Raw genomic sequence first — 25,872 nt, 5'->3', positions numbered from 1 at the left:
GTCCGGACGGTGCCCGGTGGTCAGGCCCCGGCCTTGACCCGGACCTGGAGCTCGATCTCGACCGGCGCGTCCAGCGGCAGCACCGCGACGCCGACCGCGCTGCGGGCGTGCACGCCGGCCTCGCCCAGCACCTGGCCGAGCAGCTCGCTGGCGCCGTTGATGACGCCCGGCTGCCCGGTGAAGTCGGCGGCGGAGGCGACGAACCCGACCACCTTCACGACGCGCTCGATCTGGTCCAGGTCGCCGATCACCGACTTGATGGCGGCCAGCGCGTTCAGCGCGCAGGTCTGCGCGAGCTGCTTGGCCTCCTCCGGGGTGACCTCGGCGCCGACCTTGCCGGTGCTCGGCAGCTTGCCGCCCACCATCGGCAGCTGGCCGGAGGTGAAGACGAACTCGCCCGAGCGCAGGGCCGGCACGTAGGCGGCGACCGGTGCGGCCACCGGCGGCAGGGTCAGGCCCAGCTCGGCGAGCTTCTCCTCGACCTTGCTCATGCGTTCTTCTCCCGCTTGAAGTAGGCCACCAGCTGCTCCGGGTTCGGGCCGGGCACGACCTGGACGAGCTCCCAGCCGTCCTCGCCGAAGTTGTCCAGAATCTGCTTGGTCGCGTGCACGAGCAGCGGCGCCGTCATGTATTCCCACTTGGTCATGGCCAGACTCTAGACGAGCGGCCCCCGCGAGCCGTGCGGCCCGCGGACGCGCGTGTGAGGTGGCCCACAAACCGGGCATGATTCAGGCCTGGCCCCCCTGATGCTCCCGGCATCCGGCGCGGTCCCTGGTTACTCTCGCGGGAGGGCACCTGCGGGATGGCGCCCGAGTGGCGCCGGCCCGCGGCGACGCTCGGCCCTCGGCCCTCGGAGACGGACGGAGACGGAGCGTGGCACGCACCCCCGGCCAGGCGGCCCGGCGCGATCCCGACTGGGAGGGCGTCCGGCTGCACGTGGTCAGCGGAAAGGGCGGTACCGGGAAGACCACCCTGGCGGCGGCGCTGGCACTGGCCCTCGCCGCCGAGGGCAAGCGGACCCTGCTGATCGAGGTGGAGGGCCGCCAGGGCATCGCCGAGCTGTTCGGGATCGCCGCGCTGCCGTACGAGGAGCGGCGGATCGCGTCGGTCTCGCGCGCCCAGCTGGGGCTGCCCGCGGAGGACGAGGCCGCCGGCGGCGAGGTCTTCGCCCTCGCCATCGACACCGAGCAGGCGCTGCTCGAGTACCTCGACATGTTCTACAAGCTCGGCCGGGCCGGCAAGGCGCTGCAGAAGGTCGGCTTCGTCGACTTCGCCACCACCGTCGCGCCCGGCGTCCGGGACGTTCTGCTCACCGGCAAGGCCTGCGAGGCGGCCCGGCGCAAGGGCCCGGACGGACGGCGCACGTACGACGCGGTGGTGATGGACGCGCCGCCGACCGGCCGGCTCACCCGCTTCCTGAACGTGAACTCCGAGGTGGCCGGGCTGGCCCGGATCGGGCCGATCCACACCCAGGCGCAGGCCGTGATGCGGGTGCTGAGGTCGCCGGAGACCGCGGTGCACCTGGTCACCCTGCTGGAGGAGATGCCGGTGCAGGAGACCGTCGACGGCTTCGCCGAGCTGCGCGAGGCCGCCCTCCCGGTGGGCGGGGTGCTGGTGAACATGGTCCGGCCTCCGGTCCTGGACGCGGCCGCCGTGGCCGCCGTCGACGGGGACCACCGCGAGGAGGTCGCGCTGGCCCTCGGCGAGGCGGGCCTCGGCGGGCGTTCGCGCAGGCCGGACACGGTCCGGGCGGCGGTGGAACCACTGCTCGACCCGCTTCTCGAACAGGCCCGGGAGCACGCCGAGCGGGTGGAGCTGGAGCGCGAACAGCGCGCCGACCTCCAGCAGCTGAAGCTCCCCACCTACGAACTTCCGCTGCTGGGCGAGGGCGTGGACCTCGGCGGGCTCTACCGGCTGGCGGGCGAGCTGAAGCGTCAGGGGGCGGCGTGAGCGGGGGCGGCGTGGGCAACGGCGACAACGGGGTGCGCGGCAGCGGGCACAGGCTCGGCGTGGACGAGCTGATCGACGACCCGAAGACCAGGATCATCGTCTGCTGCGGCTCGGGCGGCGTCGGCAAGACCACCACCGCCGCGGCCCTCGGGCTGCGGGCCGCCGAGCGCGGCCGCAAGGTCGTGGTGCTCACCATCGACCCGGCCCGCCGGCTCGCCCAGTCGATGGGCCTGACCGAGCTGGACAACACCCCGCGGGTGGTCAAGGGCGTCAACGGCGACGGCGAGCTCCAGGCCATGATGCTCGACATGAAGCGGACCTTCGACGAGGTCGTGCTGGCCCACGCCGAACCCGAACGGGCCCGGGCGATCATGGAGAACCCGTTCTACCAGTCGCTCTCGGCCGGCTTCGCGGGCACCCAGGAGTACATGGCGATGGAGAAGCTCGGCCAGCTCCGCGCGGCCGAGGAGTGGGACCTCATCGTCGTCGACACCCCGCCGTCCCGGTCCGCGCTGGACTTCCTGGACGCGCCGAACCGGCTCGGGTCCTTCCTGGACGGCAAGGTGATCCGCATCCTGACCGCGCCGGCCAAGGTCGGCGGACGCAGCGCGATGAAGTTCCTGAACGCGGGGATGGGCCTGCTCACCGGCACCCTGGGCAAGATCTTCGGCGCCCAGCTGCTGACGGACGTGCAGACCTTCGTCAGCGCGATGGACTCGATGTTCGGCGGTTTCCGCGAGCGCGCCGACCGGACGTACCAGCTGCTCAAGGCACCGGGCACGGCGTTCCTGGTGGTGGCCGCGCCCGAACGGGACGCACTGCGCGAGGCGGCCTACTTCGTCGACCGCCTGGCCGCCGACCGGATGCCGCTGGCCGGACTGGTGCTCAACCGGGTGCACCGGACGGGCGCCCCCCAGCTCACCTCGGAGCGCGCGCTGGCGGCGGCCGAGGCACTGGAGGAGAACGGCGCGGAGAACGCCTCCCCGGAGGCCGAGCTGCTCGCGGCCGGACTGCTGCGGCTGCACGCGGAGCGGATGCAGATCATGGTGCGGGAGCGCCGCACCCGCGACCGCTTCGTCTCGGTCTACCCGGACGTGCCGATCGTCGAGGTCGCCGCGCTGCCCGGAGACGTCCACGACCTGGACGGGCTGCGGGCCATCGGCGACCGCCTGAGCGGTGCCGTGTAGGTCCGCGGTCCGGCGACGGACCCGCGGCGCACGTCCGTGGCGGTGGATCCGCGGCACACGTCCGTGGTGACGGACCTGCGGCGCACGTCCATGCTGGTGGATCCGCGGCGCACGTCCGCGGGGATGGACCGCGGTGTGCGGTGACGGGGTGTTCAGCCCGCCTGGGCGTAGTCCGTCAGTATCACTCCGGTGGCGAGGGACTCCTCGTACTCGGTGCGGGCCGTCTCCAGCAGCCGCCGCCACGACATCACCGTCGGCCGGCGGCGCAGCAGCGCCCGGCGCTCGCGCTCCGTCATTCCACCCCAGACCCCGAACTCCACCCGGTTGTCCAGCGCATCCGCCAGGCACTCCGTGCGGACGGGGCACCCGCTGCACACCGCCTTGGCGCGGTTCTGCGCCGCCCCCTGGACGAAAAGTTCGTCCGGATCACTAGTGCGGCAGGCGGCCTGCGCACTCCAGTCGTCTACCCAGCCCATGCCGGCGCCGTCCTCTCCCGAATCGAGGCTCCCCCACGGCGGCAACGGCATATTCACCGTTGCCAGTTGAGGACGTTACGGAAGAACGACAGCTTGCAACAGCCCCTTCGGGCTCAATCTCGAATGACCCGATTGGACTATGGGTATCGGTCAGCTCACTCGTTGGAGTGACTGCAGGTCGCAAGCCTTGCCAAGAAAACGAGGACCACTCTCGCCACGCGAGCGATCACGGAGTGCCACCAAAAGCAGGGGCACAGCTGGCGACAGGTGCCTCAAAAACACTCCAGAGAGGGGCAATTCGGGCAAACCTCATCACTCACAAGAGTGAGTAATGCTGACGCACCGAAGCTGTCGCAAGCTTGTGACAAGCCTAGGCGAACACCTGCCCCGATGGAGGGGAATCGGCGACGTAGGGTTCTCCCCATGGCACCGAAGCGCCCCCAGGCACCCCAGCCCCCAGGCAACACCGGAGCTCCGCGCGGCCAGCGCCGCGGGTCACCGCTCGACTTCGCGGGACACGGAGTGAAGTTCCTGGGTGTCAGCGTGCTCTCCGGAGTCCTGCTGGCCGGCATGGCCCTGCCCGCCGTCGGCGCGCTCGGGCTGACCGCCAAGAACACGGCGGAGAGCTTCGAGGACATCCCGGACGACTTCAAGACCCCGCCGCTGACCCAGGCCACCCAGATCTTCGACGCCAAGGGCGGCCTGATCGCCAAGGTCTACGAGCGCGACCGCACCGTCCTGGCCGCCGACCAGATGTCGCCGTTCATGCGGCAGGCGCAGGTCGACATCGAGGACGCCCGCTTCTACGAGCACGGCGCCGTCGACCTCAAGGGCGTGCTCCGTGCGGTCGGCAAGAACGCGGAGAGCGGCACCGCCTCCCAGGGCGCTTCGACGCTGACCCAGCAGTACGTGAAGAACGTCAACGTGGAGAAGGCCGGCGACGACCAGGCCGCCGTCCTGGAGGCCCAGCGCAAGACCCTGGGCCGCAAGATCCAGGAGCTGAAGGTCGCGATCAAGCTGGAGGAGGACCTGACGAAAGACCAGATCCTCACCAACTACCTGAACATCACCTTCTACGGCCACCAGGCCTACGGGGTCGAGGCCGCCTCCCAGCGGTACTTCAGCAAGAGCAACAAGGACCTCACCGTCGCCGAGGCCGCCACCCTGGCCGGCATGGTGCAGAACCCCTCGTCGTTCGACCCGGTGCGCTACCCCGAGAACACGGTCAAGCGCCGCAACGTCGTCATCGACAAGATGGTCGAGAACAAGCACATCACCGCGGACCAGGCCAAGGAGGCCAAGGCCGCCCCGCTGGGCCTGAAGTACAAGGACCCGCAGAACGGCTGCATCACCGCGAACGCGGGCATGGGCTTCTTCTGCGACTACGTGCGCCACGTGGTCAAGCAGGACCCGGTCTTCGGCAAGACCACCGCCGAGCGGAAGAAGTTCTGGGACCAGGGCGGCCTGAACATCTACACCACCCTCGACCCGGACAAGCAGGCCGCCGCACAGAACGCCGTGACCACCAAGGTGAAGGTGACCGACCCGGTGTCGGCCGCCGCCACCATGATGGAGCCCGGGAGCGGCAAGATCCTCGCGATGGCCCAGACCCGCCCGTACGGCCTGGACCAGAACAAGAACCAGACCGTCGTCAACCTCAACGTCGACGCGTCGATGGGCGGCGGCAACGGCTTCCAGACCGGTTCGACGTTCAAGCCGGTGCTGGCCGCGGCCGCGCTGGAGTCGGGGATGTCCGCCACCCAGGCGTTCCCGTCCCAGAACCGGATCGACTACCCCACGATGTCCACCTGCTCGGGCACCTGGAAGAACACCGCCAAGGGCAAGGACCGCAGCGTCGGCAACGAGTCGGAGAGCGAGGTCGGCCCCTACGAGCTGAAGGAGGCCATGGCCCGCTCGGTCAACACCTACTTCGTGCAGATGGAGGCGCAGGTCGGCCTCTGCGCCATGAAGCAGATGGCCAACAAGCTCGGCATCAGCCAGACCGCCAAGGGCGACCCGTTCGTCGAGGTGCCCTCGATGGTCCTCGGCACCCTGGAGCTCTCCCCGCTGACCATGGCGAACGTCTACGCGACCTTCGCCGCCCGCGGCAAGTACTGCACCCCGATCGCCATCAACAAGATCACCACGGTGGACGGCAAGGACGTCAAGGTCCCGCAGTCGACCTGCAACCAGGCCTACTCCGAGAGCACCGCGGACAACCTCAACGCCGTCCTGCTCAACGTGACCGAGAAGGGCACCGGTGCCTCCCTCGGCCTGGAGGGCGGCCGGCAGATCGCCGGTAAGACCGGTACCACCGACGAGAAGAAGGCCGCCTGGTTCAGCGGCTACACCCCGCAGCTCGCCACCTCCGTCTGGCTCGGCGGCCCGGCCGGCGGTGTGAAGATGAAGAACATCAAGATCGGCGACACCTACTACGGCAGCGACGGCGTCTTCGGCGCCACCGGCCCGGGACCGATCTGGCAGATGGCGATGAACCAGGCCCTGCGCGGCGCCCCCCTGGAGACGCTGCCCACCGTCAACATCCCGGACCCCGTCAAGGCCGATCCCACCCCGCCGGCCACCCCGCCCGCCACCCCGCCGAACGGCGACGCGGCCGCGGCGACGGGCGGCGGCAACCCGGGTGGGAACCCGGGTGGCGGCCCCGGGGGCGGCAACCCCGGCGGGATGATCGGCGGCGGGTTCACCTTCCCGCCGGGCATCATCGGCGGGAACGGCAACGGGAACGGCAACGGAAACGGCGGCCGGCACTAGCCGGGACCGACACGCGAAAGGGCGCCCTCCGAGCGATTCGCTCGGAGGGCGCCCTCGTGTCTGCGCCCTCGTGTCTGCGCGCCGGTTCGGGTGCGTCGGGCGGTGCTGTTGCCGGTGCCGGTGCCGGTGGTGCGGACGGTGCCGGTGCTTGTGCCGGTGGTGCGGGCGGTGCCCGTGCGGCGCGTCAGCCGGTGAGCGCGGCCTTCACGGCGGCGGCCACGCGGCCGCCCTCGGCCAGACCGTCCACCTTCGGCTTCACCAGCTTCATCACGGCGCCCATGCCCTGCGGACCGGTCGCCCCGCTCTCGGCGACGGCGGCGGCCACGATCGCCGTCAGCTCCTCGTCGGAGAGCTGCTTGGGCAGGTAGCCGGCCAGCACCTCGCCCTCCGCCCGCTCGCGGGCGGCCTGGTCGACCCGGCCCGCACCGTCGAACGCCTCGGCGGCCTCCCGGCGCTTCTTCGCCTCACGCGCGAGCACCTTCAGCACCTCGGCGTCCGACAGCTCGCGCTTCTCCTTGCCCGCCACCTCCTCGCTGGTGACAGCGGAGAGCGTGAGCCGAATGGTGGACGAGCGCAGCTCGTCCCGGTCCTTGATGGCAGCCGTGAGGTCCTCCTGCAGCTGCTCCTTGAGCGTGGTCATGGCCCCGAGTCTCCCACCTGCGGCGTTCGGCTGCCCGCCATTAACGCAACGCCCCTGCGCAACGCGCAGGCTCCCGCCTCCCGCGGCTCCCCATACTGGTTGTACGACCGCCGCCGGGGAGCCGGCCACCGCACGGGCCCCGCAGACGCGGTCCGGTCGCCACGGGGCGTGGTCCGACCGCTTCGGGACACGGGCCCGACCGCTTCGGGACACGGTTCGACCGCCACGGACCCGCCGCGACCGGACGGACCGGACGGACCGGACGGAGGAGTGATCCGCATGACCGCCGAGCGCCCTGTCGGGCTCACCCGCGACGCCGGCTTCCAGATCGGCGTCTCCCGCACCCTGCCGTACCCCCCGGAGGCCGTCTGGGCCCTGCTGACCTCCCCCGGGGGCGCCGCGCTCTGGCTCGGCCCCGGCGCCCGCCTCGGCGACCGGGTCGGCGGACCGGTCACCGCCGCCGACGGCTCCGCCGGCGAGCTCCGCAGCCTGCACCCCGGCTCCCGGATCCGGCTCACCTGGCAGCCCGCCGGCCGGGCCGGGAACCACCGTGCAGCTGACCGTCACACCCGCCGGCGGCGGCACCGTGCTCCGCTTCCACCAGGAGCGGCTCGGCGACCCCGCCGAACGCGCCCGGCAGCGCGAGCACTGGCGGTCCGTGATCGACGCCGTCGCCGCCGAGCTGGCACCGCACCGGGGGCGTACGGAGTAGGAGGGCGTGTCCCCACCTGCCGCCCGGACGTTCACCAGCTGATCCGCCGTCTGAGAGCATGGAGCGATGCGACCGCTGTACTCCGTCCCCCTCGGAATCGCCGCCACCGGCGCCGCCTGCCTCGCCTACTCCGTCGGGTACGAGGTCCGTTCCTTCCGGCTCCGCCGGATCGAGATCCCCGTCCTGCCCCGGGGCGCCCGCCCGATCCGGGTCCTCCAGGTCTCCGACATCCACATGGTGAGCGGGCAGGGCAAGAAGCAGCGCTGGCTGCAGAGCCTCGCGGGCCTGCGCCCCGACCTGGTGGTCAACACCGGCGACAACCTCTCCGACCCGCTCGGCGTCCCGGCCACGCTCGACGCGCTCGGACCGCTGATGGAGTTCCCCGGCGTCTACGTCTTCGGGTCCAACGACTACTACGGCCCGGCCCGCAAGAACCCGGCCCGCTACCTCCAGGCGATGCGCAGCGGCGTCCACGGCATGAACAACCCCGACGGCACCGCGAGCCGCGGCATCAGCGGCGCCGTCCACAACCCGTGGGAGAAGCTGCGCGACGGCTTCGACGCGGCCGGGTGGCTCGACCTCACCAACGCCCGCGGCCGGCTGAACATCGGCGGCCTCGACCTGGAGTTCACCGGCCTCGACGACCCGCACATCCGCCGCGACCGCTACAGCGAGGTCGCCGGCGGCCCCTCCGCCGACGCCGACCTGTCGCTCGCCGTCGTCCACGCGCCCTACCTCCGCGTCCTGGACGCCTTCACCGCCGACCGCTACCCGCTGATCCTGGCCGGCCACACCCACGGCGGCCAGCTCTGCATCCCCTTCTACGGCGCCCTGGTCACCAACTGCGACCTCGACGCCAAGCGGGTCAAGGGCCTCTCCACCCACCAGGCCGGCGGCCGCCGCTCCTACCTCCACGTCTCCGCAGGCTGCGGCACCAACCGCTACACCCCGGTCCGCTTCGCCTGCCCCCCCGAGGCCACCCTCCTCACCCTCACCCCGGCCCCCTGACCTGCGCCGGACGCTCGCCGGGAATCGGATTTCGTCTCTCGGCGAGCGTCCGGTAGAGTTCTACTCGTCGCGAAGGAGACGGAGCGACAAACAGAAAGACCGGGGTGTGGCGCAGCTTGGTAGCGCGCTTCGTTCGGGACGAAGAGGCCGTGGGTTCAAATCCCGCCACCCCGACCCAGTAGTACAGAGGCCCTATCGGAGAAACCCGGTAGGGCCTCTGACGTATGCGCAAACGCGAAAGCCCGTTGCCGTGGCCTCGCCCCCGGGGCCGGGCTGACGGCCAGCCAGGGCGGGCAGGGTCGGCAGGGCGGGCGGCCGATGGCGTGTGAGCGAGGTCACCCCGTGGGATCGGTGCCGCCCCGTCCCGGGGGGGGCGGCTCCGGCAGGCGCCCGGCGGGGAGCGTGGGTGCTTCGGGCATCAGCCTGACGGACGGGCAGTACGTCCGGCCCCGGCGGCATCGCGGCGGCGGCCGGCGGGTGACCCGACGCCCCGACCGGACCGGCTCGGCGGAGGTCAGAACAGCGCCGGGAGGTCCGTCCGGGAGGCGATCCCGAGCTTCGGGTAGGCCTTGTAGAGGTGGTGGCCGACGGTGCGGGGGCTGAGGAAGAGCTGGGCGGCGATGTCGCGGTTGGTGAGGCCCTGGGCGGCGAGCCGGGCGATCTGGAGCTCCTGCGGGGTGAGCGCCGTGAGCGCGCCCGCGGGGGCGTCGGCCGGGGCGGGGGCGCTGGTGCCGGTGGCGGTGAGTTCGGTACGGGCGCGGTCGGCCCAGGGGCGGGCGCCGAGGCGTTCGAAGGTCTCCAGGGCGGCGCGCAGGTGGGGGCGGGCGTCGGTGCGGCGGCGTTCGCGGCGCAGCCACTCGCCGTAGAGCAGCGCGGTGCGGGCCTGTTCGAAGGGGCGGTGGGTGCCGTCGTGGAGGCCGAGGGCGGCGCGGTAGGCCGACTCGGCGAGTTCGTCCGGGCCGAGCAGAGCCTGGCAGCGCAGCCTCAGCGCCTCGGCCCACGGCACGGCGGCGGCGCCGGCCCAGCGGGCGAACCGCTCGTACGGTTCGGCGGCGCGTTCGGGGGCGCCGAGGCGGACGGCGGCCTCGACGAGGTCGGGGACGGCCCGGGTGCCGCTGACGTGGTGCCGGTAGGGACCGGTGGTGAGGCCCTGGAGCCGGTCGGCGGCGTCGCCGGCCCGGCCGTGGCCGAGGTCGAGCAGGGCGAGCGCCCACTGGGCCCACGGTTCGCCGGGGGCCGCGGCCGCGGAGCCGGCCGTACCGCCGCCCGGCGTGGTCGTGGTCAGCGCCGTCGCCGTCCGGGCCGTCGCGGTGAGCGCCGCGACCTGGTCCGCGTCGCCGGCGAGCGCGGCCAGGCAGGCGAGCAGGGCGCTGAGCTGGCTGACCCACTGGTGCTGCCCGGTGTCGCGGGCGAGGGCGAGCGCCTCGGTGGCGGTGACCTCGGCGTCGCGATGGCGTCCGTGGAACAGCTCCGCCTCGGCGGCGAAGAACTGGAGCGTGGGCAGCACGCCGACGGTGCCCTTGGCGCGGGCCTCGGCGACGAGTTCGGCGGCGAGTTCGGCGGTCTCGGCGTCCCGGCCGAGGATCAGGGTCGCCCCGCACAGCTGGACCAGGTCGCCCGGGGTCTCGGCGCCCGCCCGGCGGGCCGCCGCCGCCGTGTCCCGGGCGGCCGGCAGCGGCCCGGCGGGGCGGCCGAGGGCGGGCAGCACGGCGGCGGGCAGGTGCCGGGCCAGCGGGGTGAGCGGGTCGCCCTCCGGCAGTTCGGCCAGGACCGCGGCCAGCCGGTCGAGGACGGCGACCACCGGCTCCTCGCCCGCGTACCAGGCGGCGTGGAAGGCCTGGAAGAGCATCCGGGCGGCGTGCGACGGCTCGATGCCGGTGCCGGCCGCATCCAGCAGCAGCCGGTAGGCGGTGGGGTAGGAGCCACGCCAGAAGTGTGCGGTGGCCCGGACGTGGTCGAGCAGCGCATGGGCCAGGGCGTCGTCGGTCCGCGCGCCGGCCCGTTCGGCGAGCGCCTCGGCCTGCTCCAACTTGCCTTCCTCGGTGGCGGCTTCGGCGGCCAGGACGAGGCGACGGGTGGCCCCGTCGCGGTCGGGGGTGAGGCGCGCGGCGCGTTCGTACGCGGCGGCGGCGCCGCCGTGGCCGCCGCGGGCCTCGGCGCGGACGGCGGTGCGTTCCAGCGCGTCGGCGAGTTCGGCGTCGGGGGCGGTGGCGGCGAGGGCCAGGTGCCAGGTGCGGCGGTCGCCGTCCTCCAGTGCCTCGCCGATGACCCGATGGACGGTCAGTTTCTGTTGCAGCGGCGCGCGTTGGAGGATGGCGGCACGCAGCAGCGGGTGCCGGAAGACGAGCCGACGGTCCGTGTCGACGTGGACCAGGCCCGACTCTTCGGCCGGGGCGAGGTGTTCGGCGGTCACACCGAGGGCGGCGGCGGCCGCGAGGACGACGGCGAGGTCCCCGTTCTCCTCGGCCGCGGCGACCAGCAGCAGGTTCTGGGTGGCCGGCGGAAGGCCGGTGACCTGGCCATGGAAGGCGATCTGCAGACGGCTGGTGAGCGGCAGTGCACCGGGCGCGGCGGCGGTGTCCCCGACGGCGGACTCCCCTGCGGTGACGGGAAGTTCGGTGAGCGCCAGCGGGTTGCCGGCGGCCTCGGCGAGCAGCCGGCGGCGGACTCCGCCGGTGAGCTCCACCGCCGCTCGGGCGTCCAGGAGTCGGGCGGCGGCCGGCTCGGGCAGGCCGGCCAGCCGGAGCTCGGGAAGACCAGCCAGCGGCAGCCCGTCCGCAGCACCACCGGCCGCCCCGGCAAGCCCGGCGATCCCGGAACCCCCTGCGGCTCCCGACGCGCCCGCGTCGCGGACGGCGAGCACCAGGGCGACACCCTCCGCCTGGAGTCGGCGGGCGGCGAGCAGCAGCGCGTCCAGCGAGGCCCGGTCCAGCCACTGGACATCGTCGACGAGGCACAACAACGGCTGTTCGGAGGCGAGTTCGGCGAGAAGCCCGAGGGTGGCCAGCCCGGTCAGCAGCCGGTCGCCGGGCGCGCCGGCCGGAGCCGCGTCCTCGCCGAGTCCGAACGCGCCTTCCAGGGAACGCCGTTGCGGTCCGGGCAGCACGGAGAGCCGGTCCAGGCCCGGTGCGAGCAGCAGACTCAGCCCGGCGAACGGGAGTTCGGCCTCGTACTCGACCCCCGTCGCCCGGACCACCCGGAACGCCTCGCCGGCGGCCGCCACCGCGTACTCCAGCAGCGCCGTCTTGCCGATCCCGGGCTCGCCGCGCAGCACCAGCACCCCGCTGCGGCCCGCCCTCGCCCCGTCGAGCAGCGCGTCGACGACGGCCTGCTCCTGTTCCCGCCCGTAGAGCATCCCCATCCCCCGACCCTACTGGCGCGGCCCGCCCGCCCCGCACCGAGTGACGTACCCACCCCTACCTATCCGTGACAGATTCGCCCTCCGCGCGCCGCCCGTACCTTCATGACCAGCGGGAACGACCCGCCGAACAGCCAAGCGGCACACGGGAGAAGACCATGACGAACCTCCAGCAGACCGGCACCCAGGCGGCCGGCGCCCGGCCCGCCGACGTCCAGAAGCCCGCCGACCTCCAGCAGCTCGCCGAGCGCTACCTCGCCGTCTGGAACGAGACCGACCCGGCCGCCCGCCGCAAGCTGATCGACCAGGCGTGGGCCGAGGACGGCAGCTACACCGACCCGCTGGCCGCGGTCACCGGCCGGGACGGCGTGGACGCGCTGATCGGCGCGGCCCAGGCGCAGTTCCCGGGCCTGGAGTTCACCCTGGGCGCGGTCGACGCGCACCACGACATCGCCCGGTTCACCTGGAACCTCGGGCCGGCCGGCGAGGAGCCGCTGGTGATCGGGTTCGACGTGCTGGTGGCCGACCCGGACGGCCGGATCGCCTCGGTGTACGGCTTCCTGGACCGCGTCCCGGGCGCCTGAGCCGCCGCACGCCGGCGCCGCCGGAGCGACCGACGGCCCCACCCCCGCACCACCGAGCCGCCCCACCGAGCCGCACGGGCGGGCCCGCGACCGGGCCCGCCCCGCCGGCCCCGACAGCCCCGCCGACCACGACGACCCCGCGAGGAGCACCCGCGATGAGCACCGCCCTGCCCACCCGCACGGCCGCCCCCAAGGCCCGGCAGGCCCCCACCGGGGCCGGATCCTCGACCCGGGGCCTGCTGCCGGTCGTCCTGACCGCCACCTTCATGACCGCCCTCGACGTCTTCGTCGTCAACGTCGCCGTCCCCTCCGTCCAGGCCGACCTGGGCGCCGGCCCCGCGGCCGTCCAGTGGGTGATCGCCGGCTTCAGCCTGGCCCTCGCAGCCGGCCTGGTCACCGCCGGGCGGCTCGGTGACCGGTACGGCCGGCGCCGGGTTTTCGCCCTCGGGCTGGCCCTGTTCACGCTCGCCTCGGCAGGCTGCGGCCTGGCCCCCACCGCTGCCGCGCTGGTCGGCGCACGGGTCGCGCAGGGCCTGGCGGCGGCGCTGATGGGGCCGCAGGTGCTGGCGATCCTGCGGACGGCGTTCAGCGGTGCGGCGCAAGCCCGGGCGTTCGCGATGTACGGGCTGACGATGGGCGTCGGCGCGGTGTTCGGCCAGCTGATCGGCGGGGTACTGATCCGGGCCGACCTCTTCGGGCTGGACTGGCGCAGCTGCTTCCTGATCAACCTGCCGGTCGGCCTGGCCGCCCTCGCGATGGTCCGCCGCTGCCTGCCGGAGTCCCGCGCTCCGCAGCGTCCCGGCCTGGACCCGGTGGGCGTGCTGCTGGTCACCGTCGCACTGACCGGCCTGGTGCTTCCGCTGATCCAGGGCCGCGAGCAGGGCTGGCCGCTCTGGACCTGGCTCTGCCTGGCGGGCTCGGTCGCGCTGCTCGCCGCCTTCGCCGTGCACCAGCACCGGACCCGCGCCACCGGCTCGCCGCTGGTCGACACCCGGCTGTTCCGGACCCGCTCGTTCGCCGCCGGGCTGCTCGCCCAACTCGCTTTCTGGCTCGGCCAGTCGTCGTTCTTCCTGGTGCTCGCCCTGTACCTGCAGCCGGGCCGTGGCCTGGACGCGCTCGGGGCGGGCCTGGTCTTCACCGCAATCGGCGTCGGCTACCTGATCACCTCGACCACCGCGCACCGCGTCGCCGCCCGCCTCGGCCGCCAGGCGGTCGCGCTCGGCGGGCTGCTGATGGCCGCCGGGCTGGGGCTGCTCGGCCTCGCTGTGCACGCCGCCGGGGCGACCGGCAGCGTCTGGTGGCTGGCGCCGGGCCTGTTCGTGGACGGCCTGGGCATGGGCCTGGTGATCGCACCGGTCACCTCCGTGGTGCTGGCCGGGGTGGAGCCGCAGCTGGCCGGTTCCGCGGCGGGGGTGGTGGCCACCGTCCAGCAGGTCGCCGGCTCGCTCGGGATCGCGCTGATCGGCATCGTCTACTACGGCGCCGCCGACCCGGCCGCCGCCTTCGGCCGGAGCGTCGCGGTCCTGGCGGTGCTGGAGCTGCTGCTGGTGGGCCTGGTGCAGCTGCTGCCCCGCCGGGCGGCCTGAGCTCCGAAGGCGCCCGCCGGGGAGCACGGGGCCCGGGGAGGACGGCGCCCGGCCGGCACGGGACCCGGGGAGGACGGCTCCCCGGCCGGGGACGGGGCCCAGGGAGGACGGGGGCCCGGGCAGGACGGGGAAGACGTGGGCGGGTGGGCCTCCGGGGCCCACCCGCCCGTTCCGTTCCGTCCCCCCGATCGGGTTGGATGGGTGGATGAGCGAGGAGAAGAGCGCCGTACCGGCGTGGGAGCAGCGGTTCAGGGCGGCCCGGGTTTCCCTCCCGGACTGGGCGGAGGACGCCCCCGACCGGGCGTTGTACGTGTCCAACGCGACCGGCACCTACGAGGTGTACGCCTGGGACCGCGCCGGCGACACCCACCGCCGGGTGACCGACCGACCGAACGGCACCACCGACGCCGAGCTGTCCCCCGACGGCGCCTGGGTCTGGTGGTTCGACGACAACGACGGCGACGAGTTCGGCATCTGGCGCCGCCAGCCCTTCGCCGGCCGGGCGGACGGCCCCGCGGGTACCGACGGCGCCGACGGCGCGACCGGCCCCGACGAGGAGGCCGTCCCCGGCCTGGCCGCCTCCTACTCGGCGGGCCTCGCCCTCGGCCGGGACGGCACGGTGGTGGTCGGCCGCTCCACCGACGAGCACGGCACCACCCTGCACCTGCGCCGCCCCGGCGCGGCGGAGGCGGTGGAGATCTACCGGCACGAGGAGTACGGCGGCGTCGGCGACCTCAGCTACGACAGCACGCTGCTGGCCATCGACCACACCGAGCACGGCGACGCGATGCACTCGGCGATCCGGGTCGTCCGGCTCGCCGACGGCGCGACCGTCGCCGAGCTGGACGAGGTCACCGGCCGCGACGAGCCGCGCGGAGTCGCCTGCCTCGGCTTCGCCCCCGTCGAGGGCGACACCCGGCTGCTGGTGGCCCACCAGCGCAGCGGCCGCTGGGAACCGATGATCTGGGACGTCGCCACCGGCGCCGAGACCGCGCTGCCGCTCCGCGACGAGCAGGGCCGCGAGCTGCCCGGCGACGTCTCCGCGCAGTGGCGCCCGGGGGCCCGCGCGCTGCTGGTCGAGCACGAGTACGAGGCGCGCAGCGAGCTGTTCTCGTACTCGCTGGACGAGGAACCGGGCAACGGCGGCCGCCTGACCCGCCTGGAGACCCCGCGCGGCACCGTCAGCGGTGCCACCCCCCGCCCGGACGGCACGGTGGAGTACCTCTGGTCCTCGGCCGCCGAGCCGTCGGCCGTCCGCTCCACCGCCGGCACGGTGGTGCTGCGGGCCCCCGGCACGGTCCCGCCCCGCTCGGTGCCGGTCGAGGACGTCTGGGTCGACGGGCCCGGCGGGCGGGTGCACGCACTGGTCCAGCGGCCGGCCGGGGCCGGCGACGGTCCGTTCCCGACCGTCTTCGAGATCCACGGCGGGCCGACCCACCACGACAGCGACTCCTTCGCCGCCGGCCCGGCCGCCTGGCTGGACCACGGCTTCGCGGTGGTCCGGGTCAACTACCGCGGCTCCACCGGCTACGGCCAGGCCTGGACGGACGCGCTGCGCGAGCGGGTCGGCCTGATCGAGCTGGAGGACATCGACGCGGTCCGCGCGTGGGCGGTGGCCGAGGGGCTCGCCGATCCCGACCGGCTCGTCCTCAGCGGCGGCTCCTGGGGCGGTTACCTCACCCTGCTCGGTCTCGGCGTGCAGCCGGAGAACTGGGCGCTCGGCGTCGCCGCCGTCCCGGTCGCGGACTACCTGACCGCGTACGAGGACGAGATGGAGGCGCTGAAGTCGCTCGACCGCACGCTCTTCGGCGGCACGCCGCAGGAGGTGCCCGAGCGCTGGACGGCCTCCTCGCCGCTCACCTACGTCGACCGGGTGCGGGTGCCGGTCTACATCAGCGCCGGGGTCAACGACCCGCGGTGCCCGATCCGGCAGATCGAGAACTACGTCGAACGGCTGGAGCAGCTCGGCACCCCGCACGAGGTGTACCGGTACGACGCCGGGCACGGCTCGCTCGTGGTCGAGGAGCGGATCAAGCAGCTGCGACTGGAGATCGACTTCGTGCGCCGCCACCTCGGCGCGAACGGCGCCTCGAAGGGCGCCTCGAACGGCGCATCGCAGGGCGTCGGGGAGAATCGGGCCGGGGTCGCCGCGGGAGCCGTGGCCACGGACGGCACGACCGACGGGGGGACCGGGTGAGACGTCTGCTGGCGATCGTAGGGGTGGGGGTGGCCGGGGCCCTGGTGCTCACCGGCTGCTCGGATCAGGACAGCAGCAGCGGAGCAGCCTGCCCGCCGACCGCCTCGCCGTCCACCCGGCCGACGTCCCCGGCCCCCGCGTCGCCGTCGGCCCCGACTTCGGCCAAGGCATCGGCCGCTGCCCCGGCCTCGGCCTCCGCCGCCGCTTCCGGGAAGGCAAGTGCCTCGGCGGGGAGCCTCGCCGTCCGGTCCGCCGTCCAGCCCGCCGTCCAGGCCGCCTTCCGCACGGCGGAGAGCGGCGAGGGGGACGACGGGGTGGTCGTACTCGCCAAGTCCGGGTCGAAGTCGTCGGGGTCGAAGTCGTCCGGCTCCAAGGGGTCCAAGAGCGGACGCAAGACGCGCCACCACACCGACTACGACTCGGACGACGACGACTACGGGAACGGGAACGGGAACGGCAGCCGGTGCAGCAACCCGCCGCCGAGTCCGACGGCCTCGGCCACGCCTGCCCCGACCCCCTCGGCCTCGGCTCCGTCACCGGCCTCAACCCCGTCGCCGACCGCGCGCGTACCGGGCACCCCGGCCGTACCGTCGCTGCCGGTCGTACCGACGGCGAAGCCGACGCGCTGAGCCCCCGCGAGGGCTACTCCAGGACCGGGTCCAGCCCGAGGGCCCGGTCCTGCTCGGCCTCCGCCTCGCGGCGCACCAGGCGGAACCACATGAAGACGACGAAGCCGCCGAAGACGAACCACTCCAGCGTGTAGCCCAGGTTCTGGAACGCGCGCAGGGTGAGCCCGTCGCCGCCCTGCGGCTGCACGGTCGGCACCGGGGTCAGCCCGGCCGGAGCCGCGTCCGCGGACACCCAGCCGTCGTACCAGCCCTCGTAGGACAGCTTGTTGACCAGCGCGGCCTGGTTGATCGTGCCGAGCTGCCCGGCCGGGAGGCCGCCGGCCACCGCGCCGTTGCTGCCGCTGCTCTCGCCGGCCTGGAGCCGCCCGGTCACCGTGACCTCGCCGGCGGGTGCCGCGGCGGCCACTCCCTCGGCGGCTGCGCCCTCGGCGGGTGCACCCGGCGCCCACCCGCGCACGACGGCGACGGTCCGGCCGTCTCCGGTGCGCAGCGGGGTGAGCACGTAGTAGCCCTGCTTGCCGTCCAGGACCCGGTTGGGGACGAGCAGTTGGTGTTCCTGGTCGAAGGTGCCGGACACCGTCACGGCCCGGCCGACGGTGTCGGTGGTGACCTGCGGCCGGTCGGCGCCGAGCAGTTCCCCGAGCGGCCTGGCCGAGCCGGCGTCGTCCACCGTCCTGCTGATCTCCTGGTGCGAGGAGACCTTGTCCTCGAACCGGCCGAGCTGCCAGGTGCCGAGCCAGACGCACACCGCCACGGCCGCAACGGCCAGCGCGGTGCCGCTCAGCCAGCGCGGAGTGAGGAGAAACCGGTACACACCCCCACGGTAACCATTCCTCACGCCCCTCCCGACCACAGGGGTCGGCCCACCGGCACGGGAGGTCGGCCGTCCCGGCCTCCGGGCCCGCGCCTGCGCGGACGGGCCCGCGCGGGCGCGCGCCTGCGAGGACGGGCTCAGCCGGCCGACGGCGCCGTGGTCGGGGTCGGCGCGGGAGGAGGCGTGAGGGGCTGGGGCGCGGTGCGGTAGACGGTGCCCGCACAGGCGCCGGGCAGGACGGCCGTCGCGGTGGAGGGGCTGCCCGGGGCGGGGGTGTGGGCGATGGTGACGGCGGGTGGCGGCGAGCTGGGACCGCTGCTCGGGGTGATCGTGGGGCTCGGGACCGTGGTCGGGACGGTCGTCGGCGTGGCGGACGCCGGGGGCGCCGCGCTGGGCGCCTCCGAGGACGCGGCCGCCGGTGCCGCGCCGCCGGAGCCTCCGGTGGCGGCGGCCTGGGCCCCCGAGGTGGCGCCCGGGGCGGGGCCGGCGGCGACGGCCGGCCCGCCCGGCCCGGCCGTGGCGCTGGGGGTCGGGCCGCCCGGGGCGGGGCACCCGCCGGCGTCCGGCACCCAGCCGAAGTCCACCCGGTACCCGGCCTGCGGTGCGAGCAGCAGGCCCTGTCCGGCCCCGTCCCCGCCGACGGCCCCACCGAGGGATCCGCCCACGGACCCGCCCGCCGCGGCACCCGCGCCCGGGGCGGGCAGGCCGGTCGCCGGGTCGCCGGCCGTGTGGTCGCTCACCCGGATCCGGCCGGCGTCCGTCCCGGTGACGGCGACGACCGAGACCGCTCCTGGCCCACCGAGCCTGCACGCGCGCCCGGAGACGTTGAGCACCGTGAAGTACCCGTAGATCCGCCCGGCGGCGTCGGCCCTGCCGGTCTGCGCGGTGCCCTGCCCGAGGTCGCCGCGGGTGCAGAGCGGCACCAGCACCTCGCCGCCGCTGCTGGACGCGGTGGTGGGGGCGGGCAGACCCGGCCCCGTGCCGGCCGTGGTCGCCCCGGGGCTGGGCGGGGCGCTGGCGGAGCCGGACGGGCCGCCACTCGTGCCGGTGCCGCTCGTGCCGGAGTGCGGAGACTGGTTGGGGCCGACGGGGTCGTCGCCGGACTTGGTTCCGCCGACGGGGGCGGAGGCCGTCCCGCCGTGGGCGCCGGGCGAGCCGGGGCCGCCGGACAGGCCCAGGTGGTCGTCGTCGTGCAGGGCGGGCAGTGCGATGGCCACGGCGAGCGCCAGCGCGGCGGCTCCGGTCCAGGCGCCGCGCACGGCGGCGCGCCGTCGGGGTACGGCGTGGCGGATGCGGTGCAGGCCCGCGGGGTCGGGCTGGACTTCGGAGACCGCGCGCTGCATCAGCTCGCGGATCCGCCGTTCCTCCGCGCTCAGTCCGTCCCGGCCCAGTCCGTCCCGACTCAGCCCGTCCCGGTTCGGGCCTCCCGGGTGCGGCCCGCCCGGCTTGAGCCCGTCCCGGTGCGGCCCGCCCGGCCTCGGCCCGTTCGTACTGCCGGGGCCGCCCCTGTCGTCAGCCATGCCCGGCCTCCATCTGGACCCGCAGCGCGGCGAGCCCCCGCGAGCCGTACGCCTTCACCGAACCGAGCGAGATGCCCAGGGTCTCCGCGACCTGCGCCTCCGTCATGTCCACGAAGTAACGCAGCACCAGAACCTCCCGCTGACGGCGTTGCAGACCCCGCAGCGCGGCCTTCAACTGATCGCGCTCCAGCGCATCGTAGGCTCCTTCTTCTGCACTGGCCATGTCAGGCATGGGCTTCGGCAGCAGCCGCAGGCCGAGGATCCGGCGACGCAGCGTGGAGCGGGACAGGTTGACCACGGTCTGCCGCAGGTAGGCGAGCGTCTTCTCGGGCTCGCGGACCCGGCGCCGGGCCGCGTGCACCCGGATGAACGCCTCCTGGACCACGTCCTCGCAGGTCGAGAGGTCGTCCAGGAGCAACGCCGCCAACCGCAGCAGGGAACGGTAGTGGGCCTGGTAGGTCTCGGTGAGCAGGTCCTCGCTGGTGCCCGCGCTGGTACCGGCACCGGAGTCCGCCGGGCCGGGTGGGACCGCCTTCATCTGACTGTCTTCCGGCCTATCCGCAGGCCAATGGGCGCGCAGCGGGAACGTCACCGCGGCCGTTGCCGAGATGCCCGCCCCTGCCCTCACCATCACGTTCGCCACGCCCGTTGGACACTCGATCCCCTGTCATGGTTGCCCAGCCCGGGGGACATTCTCGCGCATGGGCCGGAGCGGCCTCCAGGGGATACGGCCGATTCCACGATCGGCCCGGCGGAGGGATCCGGATCCGTGTGCCCGGAACGTGGAGCACGGCGCCCGGAATGTGGACGGTGCGTGAAGCCCGCTTCGTGAGACGTGGAAACCGGCCCGTGAGACGCGAGGCCCGGAAAGCGGACGGCGGCGCCACCCCGGACCGTGCGGTGCGAGGCCGTGGAACGGACGGGACGTCACCCCCCGACCCCGTGCGGCGCGGGCCGCGGCACGCGGACGGCGCGTCAGCCGGAGAGCTCGCCCGCGACCAGTTCGGCGATCTGCAGGGCGTTGAGCGCCGCCCCCTTGCGCAGGTTGTCGCCGCAGAGGAAGAGGTCCAGCGCGGCCGGGTCGTCCAGCGCCCGGCGGACCCGCCCGACCCAGACCGGGTCCGTCCCGACGACGTCGTTCGGGGTGGGGAACTCACCCGACGCCGGGTCGTCGTAGAGCACCACGCCGGGGGCGTCGCGCAGGATCTCCTGGGCGTGCTCCTGGGTGACCTCGCGTTCGAAGACGGCGTGCACGGCCAGCGCGTGGGTGCGCACCACCGGGATGCGGACGCAGGTCGCGGAGACCTTGAGGCCGGCCAGGCCGAGGATCTTGCGCGACTCGTCACGGAGCTTCAGCTCGTCGGACGCCCAGCCGCCGTCCATCAGCGAGCCGCTCCACGGCACCGCGTTGAGCGCCAGCGGGGCGGCGAACGGCCCGTGGTCGGCGACCAGCGCGCGCAGGTCGCCGGTCTGCTCGCCGACCTCGGTGCCGGCGACCAGCGCGACCTGCTCGCGCAGCGCGTCCACGCCGGCCCGGCCCTCGCCGGAGGCGGCCTGGTAGGAGGCGACGACCAGTTCGCTGAGCCCGTACTCGGCGTGCAGCGCGCCGAGCGCCGCGATCATCGTGAGCGTGGTGCAGTTGGGCCCGGCGATGATGCCGCGCGGGCGCATCCGGGCCGCCGCCGCGTTGACCTCGGGGACGACCAGCGGGACGGCGTCGTCCATCCGGAACGCCGCGGAGTTGTCGACCACCACGACGCCCTTGGCCGCGGCGACCGGCGCCCAGCGGGCGGAGACGTCGTCGGGCACGTCGAACAGCGCGACGTCGATCCCGTCGAAGACCTCCTCGGTGAGCGGGAGCACCTCGACGAGCTCCCCGCGCACGACCGGCTTGCGGCCGGCCGAGCGCGGGGAGGCGACGAGGCGCACCTCGCCCCAGATGTCCTGACGGAGGGGGAGCAGGCCGAGGAGCACCTCGCCGACCGCGCCCGTGGCGCCGACGACGGCGAGGTTCGGCCTCCGGGTCATCGCCCGGTGCCTCCGTAGACGACCGCTTCGTCCGACTCGCTGTCCAGCCCGAAGGCGGTGTGGACGGCGCGCACGGCCTCGTTGACGTCGTCGGCGCGGGTGACGACCGAGATCCGGATCTCCGAGGTGGAGATCAGCTCGATGTTGACGCCGGCCTCGGAGAGCGCCTCGAAGAAGGTCGCGGTGACGCCCGGGTTGGAGCGCATGCCGGCGCCGACCAGGGAGATCTTGCCGATCGCGTCGTCGTAGCGCAGCGACTCGTAGCCGATGCCCTCCTTGACCCGGCCGAGCGCGTCGATGGCCTTCTGGCCCTCGGTCTTCGGCAGGGTGAAGGAGATGTCGGTCAGCCCGGTCGACGCGGCGGAGACGTTCTGCACCACCATGTCGATGTTGACCTCGGCGTCGGCGATGGCGCGGAAGATGCGCGCCGCCTCGCCCGGCTTGTCCGGCACGCCGACGACCGTGACCTTGGCCTCGGAAGTGTCGTGGGCGACTCCGGAGATGATGGCCTGCTCCATCTCGCCCCCTTCGGGCTGGTTCGGGTTGTCGTTGCTGACGATCGTCCCGGGAAGGCCCGAGAAGGACGAGCGTACGTGAATCGGGATGTTGTAGCGCCGCGCGTACTCCACGCAGCGGTCGAGCAGGACCTTGGAACCGGACGAGGCCAGCTCCAGCATGTCCTCGTACGCGATCCAGTCGATCTTGCGGGCCTTCTTCACCACGCGCGGGTCGGCGGTGAACACGCCGTCCACGTCGGTGTAGATCTCGCACACCTCGGCCTTGAGGGCCGCGGCGAGGGCGACGGCGGTGGTGTCCGAGCCCCCGCGGCCGAGCGTGGTGATGTCCTTGCTCGTCTGCGAGACGCCCTGGAAGCCGGCCACGATCGCGATGTTGCCCTCGTCCAGGGCGGTGCGGATGCGGCCCGGCGTCACGTCGATGATGCGCGCCTTGTTGTGGACGGAGTCGGTGATGACACCGGCCTGGCTGCCCGTGAAGGACTGGGCCTCGTGACCCAGGGATTTGATCGCCATGGCCAGCAGGGCCATGGAGATGCGCTCTCCAGCGGTCAGCAGCATGTCGAACTCACGGCCGGCAGGGATGGGTGACACCTGCTCCGCGAGTTCGATGAGCTCGTCCGTCGTGTCGCCCATCGCGGACACCACGACGACGACCTCATGGCCGGCCTTCTTGGTGTCGACGATTCGACGGGCCACGCGCTTGATGCCCTCGGCATCCGCAACGGATGAGCCGCCGTACTTCTGCACGACAAGGCCCACGTGCGCTCCTCGACTTGTGTCGTTTCGGGGGCCCGGGGCCCCCGTACCCCCGGGTGGCGGGGGTAGTGCGGTCGGCGTCAGTCTACCGAGCAGGGGTGCCGCGACCGCCGCTTTCCATATGATGAGACGCCTGTTTCAGCAGGTGAGCGCCGTGACCGGGGTGGCCACCGGCAGGTCTGCGGGGCATCCGGGACGCTCCCGAAGAATCGGCGGACGAACGGACGGCGGCCCCGGGGTTTTCCTTCGCGGCCCCGGAGCCTGAGGCTTGCGTCACAGTCCGCCCTCCGCCCCGGCGGTCTACCGTCCGAGCCCCAGCTCGGCCGCCATCAGGTCGCCGGCCTGCTGCTCCAGCTGCTCGTCGGTGAGGCCGTCGTCGTCGGTGTCCGCACCGTCCGGAACCGCCCCGAGCGGGCTGTCCAGCCGGACGTGGGCGATCAGCGACTGCAGCGCCCGCAGCACCGCCGAGCAGGTCGTGCCCCAGTTGGAGAGGTACGAGAACTGCCACCACCAGAGCGCCTCGCTGACCCGCCCCTCGCGGTAGTGGGTGAGCCCGTGCTGGAGCTCGCTGACCACGCCGGCCAGGTCGTCCGAGATCCGGAAGGCGTTCGGCTTCTCCGGCGGCCCGTACGGGTCGAAGACCTCGTGGTAGACGTCGATGGGCGCGAGCAGCTCGGCCAGCCGCTCGCGCAGCTGCTCGCCGTCCGGCTCCGGCCCGGCGTCGGGCTCGAAGCGGTCCTCGGGGACGACGTCCTCGATGGCTCCCAGCCGGCCGCCGGCCAGCAGCAGCTGCGACACCTCCAGGAGGAGCAGCGAGACCGCGCTGCCGGGCTCGTCGCCCTTGGCGACCTCGCTGACGGCGAGCACGAAGCTCTCCACCGAGTCCGCGATCTGCACCGCGAAGTCGTCGGGCTCCGAGCCGTGCGCGTGGGTGTGCGGGGCGTGCCGGTCCGGGGCCGGGCCGGCCGGGTGGGGGCCGGCCTGGTGGGGCGTGTGGGGCTGCTGGTTGATCGTCCGGTCAGACATCGAGCAGTCGTCTCCCTTCGAAGGCGCGACCGAGGGTGACCTCGTCCGCGTACTCCAGATCCCCGCCGACGGGCAGGCCGCTCGCCAGCCGGGTCACCTTCAGGCCCATCGGCTTGCAGAGCCGGGCCAGGTAGGTGGCGGTCGCCTCCCCCTCCAGGTTGGGGTCGGTGGCCAGGATCAGCTCGGTGACCGTGCCGTCCGCGAGGCGCGCGAGCAGCTCGCGGATCCGCAGGTCGTCCGGGCCGACACCCTCGATCGGGCTGATCGCGCCGCCCAGCACGTGGTAGCGGCCGCGGAACTCGCGGGTGCGCTCGATCGCGACGACGTCCTTGGACTCCTCGACCACGCAGATCACCGCGAGGTCGCGGCGCGGGTCGAGGCAGACCCGGCACTGCTCGGCCTCCGCGACGTTCCCGCAGACCGCGCAGAACCGGACCTTGTCCTTGACCTCCAGCAACGCGTGCGCCAGCCGGCGGACGTCGACGGGGTCGGCCTGCAGGACGTGGAAGGCGATCCGCTGCGCGCTCTTGGGCCCGACGCCGGGCAGCCTGCCCAGTTCGTCGATGAGGTCCTGAACCACGCCCTCGTACACGTCGCGCCTTCCCTAGGTGGCCGGTGCCGGCCGGTCGGTGGTGCACCCGCTCGGGGTACTCCGGTGCCATCATCCAACGAACAGGGCGCCGGGCGCACCGCCCGACGCCCTACTCCCGCATAAATCACACAGGTCCGTCGCCTGAACTTCAGAGCATCACGACCCCGGACCCTCCCCACCGGTCGGGGAAGGTCCGCAGGTCAGAAGGGCAGACCCGGGATGCCGCCGCCCAGGCCCTGGGTCAGCGGGCCCATCCGCTCGGCCTGCATCTTCTGCGCGGTCTGGTTCGCGTCCCGGACCGCCGCCAGGATCAGGTCGGCCAGGGTCTCGGTGTCCTCCGGGTCGACGGCGGCCGGGGCGATGGTCAGCGCCACCAGCTCACCGGCACCGGTCACCGTGGCCTCGACCAGGCCGCCGCCCGCCGAACCGTTCACCTTCGCCTCGGCCAGCTCCTGCTGGGCCTGGGCGAGGTCCTGCTGCATCTTCTGCGCCTGCTTGAGCAGCTGCTGCATGTTGGGCTGGCCACCACCGGGGAACACGGCTCACTCCCTTGCGTTCGGGTTCGTCTTACGGGTTCGTCTTGCAGACACGTCTGTGCGACACGTCCTGCTCGGCTCGCGTCGTCCGCGGCAGCCGTGGCGGCCGCGTCTCGCGCGTCGTCGCGTCGTCGCGCCGTACGCATCATCACGTCGTCGTCGTACGCGTCGTCACCCCGAGCCTACGTGGTGCTCGTCCGTCAGCCGCCGCCGTGGCGGATCTCCTCCAGGACCGTCGCACCCAGCTCCCGGATGATCAGCTCCTGACCGGAGAACGTCTCCTCCTTGAGGTCCGGGTCGTCCTCCTCCGGAATGTCGTCCTCCAGCGCGACCGCCGGACCGGCGGGCGCGGCCGGCCGGGCCTGCACGGGCTGGGCCGGCGCCACCGGGGCGGCCGGTGCCATCGACGCGGCCGGGGCCGCCGGGGCGACCTGTGCCGACGGGGGTGCGGCCACGGGCGCGGGCGACGGGACCGGCGCGGGCGCAGCAGGCTGCGCCGGGGGCGCGAACGCCGCCGGACGCGCCGGAGGTGCACCCCAGCCGCCGCCGCTGTTGCCACCGCTGTTGCCGAAGCCGCCGCCGGCGGGTGCCGCGCCGCCGCCCGCTCCGGCGGCCACCCCGCCGGACGAGCCGCCCGAGGGGTCGACGATGCACTCGATCCGCCAGTCCACGCCGAGCGCGTCCGACAGCGCCTGGCGCAGCACGTCGTCGCTGTTGCTGCCGACGAAGCTGTCCCGGGCGCCCGCGTTGATGAACGACACCTGGAGCACGCTGCCGTCGAACCCGGCCACCTGGCCGTTCTGGCTGAGCAGGATCCAGGTGAAGCGGCGGCGGTTCTTCACCGCCTCCAGGATCTGCGGCCACATCTGGCGGATCTGCGTGGCACCCTGCTGCGCGGCGCCCGACGGCTGCCCGCCGGCCTGGGCCGCCGCGGGCGCGGGGGCCTGCGCCGGCTGCGGCACGGCCTGGACGGGGGCGGCCTG

At 73.9% G+C, this 25,872-nt stretch carries 22 protein-coding genes, 1 tRNA gene and 1 pseudogene; 9 read left to right on the top strand and 15 right to left on the bottom strand.

The window, feature by feature from the left end; genetic code table 11:
- Nucleotides 1-20: 20 nt before the first annotated feature.
- Together J5Y04_RS39315 and J5Y04_RS39310 are read right to left on the bottom strand one after the other, a co-directional pair.
- Complete coding sequence (locus J5Y04_RS39315) at nucleotides 21-491, bottom strand: RidA family protein (protein WP_209417333.1); 471 nt, start codon at nucleotides 489-491, stop codon at nucleotides 21-23.
- A complete protein-coding gene (locus J5Y04_RS39310) occupies nucleotides 488-646 on the bottom strand; it encodes a DUF4177 domain-containing protein (protein ID WP_094743074.1) in 159 nt (52 codons plus the stop codon). The genes J5Y04_RS39315 and J5Y04_RS39310 overlap by 4 nt, the downstream gene beginning before the upstream one ends.
- A gap of 227 nt (nucleotides 647-873) precedes the next feature.
- Here J5Y04_RS39310 and J5Y04_RS39305 point away from each other — a divergent pair, with 227 nt between their 5' ends.
- Complete coding sequence (locus J5Y04_RS39305) at nucleotides 874-1,950, top strand: ArsA-related P-loop ATPase (RefSeq protein WP_209417332.1); 1,077 nt, start codon at nucleotides 874-876, stop codon at nucleotides 1,948-1,950.
- Nucleotides 1,947-3,137: an ArsA family ATPase gene (locus J5Y04_RS39300; RefSeq protein WP_374106214.1), complete on the top strand. Its 1,191-nt coding sequence runs from the start codon at nucleotides 1,947-1,949 to the stop codon at nucleotides 3,135-3,137. Before J5Y04_RS39305 ends, J5Y04_RS39300 begins: the two co-directional genes overlap by 4 nt.
- A gap of 152 nt (nucleotides 3,138-3,289) precedes the next feature.
- On the opposite strand, the gene J5Y04_RS39295 is transcribed toward J5Y04_RS39300, so the two are convergent.
- Complete coding sequence (locus tag J5Y04_RS39295; RefSeq protein WP_033333275.1) at nucleotides 3,290-3,613, bottom strand: WhiB family transcriptional regulator; 324 nt, start codon at nucleotides 3,611-3,613, stop codon at nucleotides 3,290-3,292.
- Between the two features lie 423 nt (nucleotides 3,614-4,036).
- Between J5Y04_RS39295 and J5Y04_RS39290 the strand changes: the two genes are divergently transcribed.
- Nucleotides 4,037-6,385: a transglycosylase domain-containing protein gene (locus J5Y04_RS39290; RefSeq protein WP_209417331.1), complete on the top strand. Its 2,349-nt coding sequence runs from the start codon at nucleotides 4,037-4,039 to the stop codon at nucleotides 6,383-6,385.
- 184 nt (nucleotides 6,386-6,569) lie between these two features.
- Here J5Y04_RS39290 and J5Y04_RS39285 read toward each other — a convergent pair whose 3' ends face one another.
- Entirely contained in the window at nucleotides 6,570-7,025 is a 456-nt protein-coding gene (locus J5Y04_RS39285; RefSeq protein ID WP_148644065.1) for a GatB/YqeY domain-containing protein, read from the bottom strand.
- A gap of 550 nt (nucleotides 7,026-7,575) precedes the next feature.
- On the opposite strand from J5Y04_RS39285, the gene J5Y04_RS43815 reads away from it, so the two are divergent.
- The 3 genes from J5Y04_RS43815 (at nucleotide 7,576) to J5Y04_RS39270 (ending at nucleotide 8,919) form a co-directional block, all read left to right on the top strand.
- A complete protein-coding gene (locus tag J5Y04_RS43815) occupies nucleotides 7,576-7,737 on the top strand; it encodes a hypothetical protein (protein ID WP_307853532.1) in 162 nt (53 codons plus the stop codon).
- Between the two features lie 66 nt (nucleotides 7,738-7,803).
- The gene (locus J5Y04_RS39275) at nucleotides 7,804-8,745 is read left to right on the top strand and encodes a metallophosphoesterase (RefSeq protein WP_209417330.1); all 942 of its coding nucleotides are present in this window, start codon (nucleotides 7,804-7,806) and stop codon (nucleotides 8,743-8,745) included.
- A 100-nt stretch (nucleotides 8,746-8,845) separates the two neighbouring features.
- Nucleotides 8,846-8,919, top strand: a tRNA-Pro gene (locus tag J5Y04_RS39270).
- Nucleotides 8,920-9,259: 340 nt separating this feature from the next.
- Here the strand turns inward: J5Y04_RS39270 and J5Y04_RS39265 are convergent.
- A complete protein-coding gene (locus tag J5Y04_RS39265; protein ID WP_245206368.1) occupies nucleotides 9,260-12,106 on the bottom strand; it encodes a LuxR family transcriptional regulator in 2,847 nt (948 codons plus the stop codon).
- Between the two features lie 155 nt (nucleotides 12,107-12,261).
- Here J5Y04_RS39265 and J5Y04_RS39260 point away from each other — a divergent pair, with 155 nt between their 5' ends.
- The 3 genes from J5Y04_RS39260 to J5Y04_RS39250 all read left to right on the top strand — a co-directional run bounded on the left by J5Y04_RS39260 (nucleotide 12,262) and on the right by J5Y04_RS39250 (nucleotide 16,470).
- A complete protein-coding gene (locus J5Y04_RS39260; RefSeq protein ID WP_209417329.1) occupies nucleotides 12,262-12,687 on the top strand; it encodes a nuclear transport factor 2 family protein in 426 nt (141 codons plus the stop codon).
- A 155-nt stretch (nucleotides 12,688-12,842) separates the two neighbouring features.
- Nucleotides 12,843-14,273: an MFS transporter gene (locus J5Y04_RS39255; protein ID WP_209417328.1), complete on the top strand. Its 1,431-nt coding sequence runs from the start codon at nucleotides 12,843-12,845 to the stop codon at nucleotides 14,271-14,273.
- 205 nt (nucleotides 14,274-14,478) lie between these two features.
- Nucleotides 14,479-16,470 (top strand): prolyl oligopeptidase family serine peptidase, encoded by a 1,992-nt coding sequence (locus J5Y04_RS39250; protein ID WP_209417327.1) that lies wholly within the window; start codon nucleotides 14,479-14,481, stop codon nucleotides 16,468-16,470.
- 64 nt (nucleotides 16,471-16,534) lie between these two features.
- On the opposite strand, the gene J5Y04_RS39245 is transcribed toward J5Y04_RS39250, so the two are convergent.
- The 10 genes and pseudogenes from J5Y04_RS39245 to J5Y04_RS39200 all read right to left on the bottom strand — a co-directional run.
- Nucleotides 16,535-16,852 carry a hypothetical protein gene (locus J5Y04_RS39245; RefSeq protein ID WP_209417326.1) on the bottom strand — a complete coding sequence of 106 codons (318 nt, stop codon included), beginning with the start codon at nucleotides 16,850-16,852 and terminating at the stop codon, nucleotides 16,535-16,537.
- A gap of 260 nt (nucleotides 16,853-17,112) precedes the next feature.
- Nucleotides 17,113-17,913 carry an SURF1 family protein gene (locus J5Y04_RS39240; RefSeq protein ID WP_209417325.1) on the bottom strand — a complete coding sequence of 267 codons (801 nt, stop codon included), beginning with the start codon at nucleotides 17,911-17,913 and terminating at the stop codon, nucleotides 17,113-17,115.
- A gap of 137 nt (nucleotides 17,914-18,050) precedes the next feature.
- Nucleotides 18,051-19,433 carry a hypothetical protein gene (locus J5Y04_RS39235; protein WP_209417324.1) on the bottom strand — a complete coding sequence of 461 codons (1,383 nt, stop codon included), beginning with the start codon at nucleotides 19,431-19,433 and terminating at the stop codon, nucleotides 18,051-18,053.
- Entirely contained in the window at nucleotides 19,426-19,971 is a 546-nt protein-coding gene (locus tag J5Y04_RS39230) for a SigE family RNA polymerase sigma factor (RefSeq protein ID WP_148644040.1), read from the bottom strand. The genes J5Y04_RS39235 and J5Y04_RS39230 overlap by 8 nt, the downstream gene beginning before the upstream one ends.
- Before the next feature lie 437 nt (nucleotides 19,972-20,408).
- Entirely contained in the window at nucleotides 20,409-21,461 is a 1,053-nt protein-coding gene (locus J5Y04_RS39225; RefSeq protein WP_209417323.1) for an aspartate-semialdehyde dehydrogenase, read from the bottom strand.
- Nucleotides 21,458-22,738 (bottom strand): aspartate kinase, encoded by a 1,281-nt coding sequence (locus J5Y04_RS39220; protein WP_148644038.1) that lies wholly within the window; start codon nucleotides 22,736-22,738, stop codon nucleotides 21,458-21,460. Before J5Y04_RS39220 ends, J5Y04_RS39225 begins: the two co-directional genes overlap by 4 nt.
- Nucleotides 22,739-23,035: 297 nt before the next feature.
- Nucleotides 23,036-23,761 (bottom strand): DUF5063 domain-containing protein, encoded by a 726-nt coding sequence (locus J5Y04_RS39215; RefSeq protein WP_245206365.1) that lies wholly within the window; start codon nucleotides 23,759-23,761, stop codon nucleotides 23,036-23,038.
- Nucleotides 23,754-24,353, bottom strand: coding sequence for a recombination mediator RecR (gene recR, locus J5Y04_RS39210; RefSeq protein WP_209417322.1), 600 nt, complete (start codon nucleotides 24,351-24,353; stop codon nucleotides 23,754-23,756). Before recR ends, J5Y04_RS39215 begins: the two co-directional genes overlap by 8 nt.
- A gap of 200 nt (nucleotides 24,354-24,553) precedes the next feature.
- Complete coding sequence (locus tag J5Y04_RS39205) at nucleotides 24,554-24,892, bottom strand: YbaB/EbfC family nucleoid-associated protein (RefSeq protein ID WP_209417321.1); 339 nt, start codon at nucleotides 24,890-24,892, stop codon at nucleotides 24,554-24,556.
- Nucleotides 24,893-25,089: 197 nt separating this feature from the next.
- Nucleotides 25,090-25,872 (bottom strand): annotated as a pseudogene (locus tag J5Y04_RS39200) (DNA polymerase III subunit gamma and tau); the annotation flags it as partial.

Origin of the sequence: Kitasatospora sp. RG8, from assembly GCF_017813315.1 — a bacterium.
Taxonomy (GTDB): Bacteria; Actinomycetota; Actinomycetes; order Streptomycetales; family Streptomycetaceae; genus Kitasatospora.
This window is presented reverse-complemented; position numbering and strand designations above follow the sequence as displayed.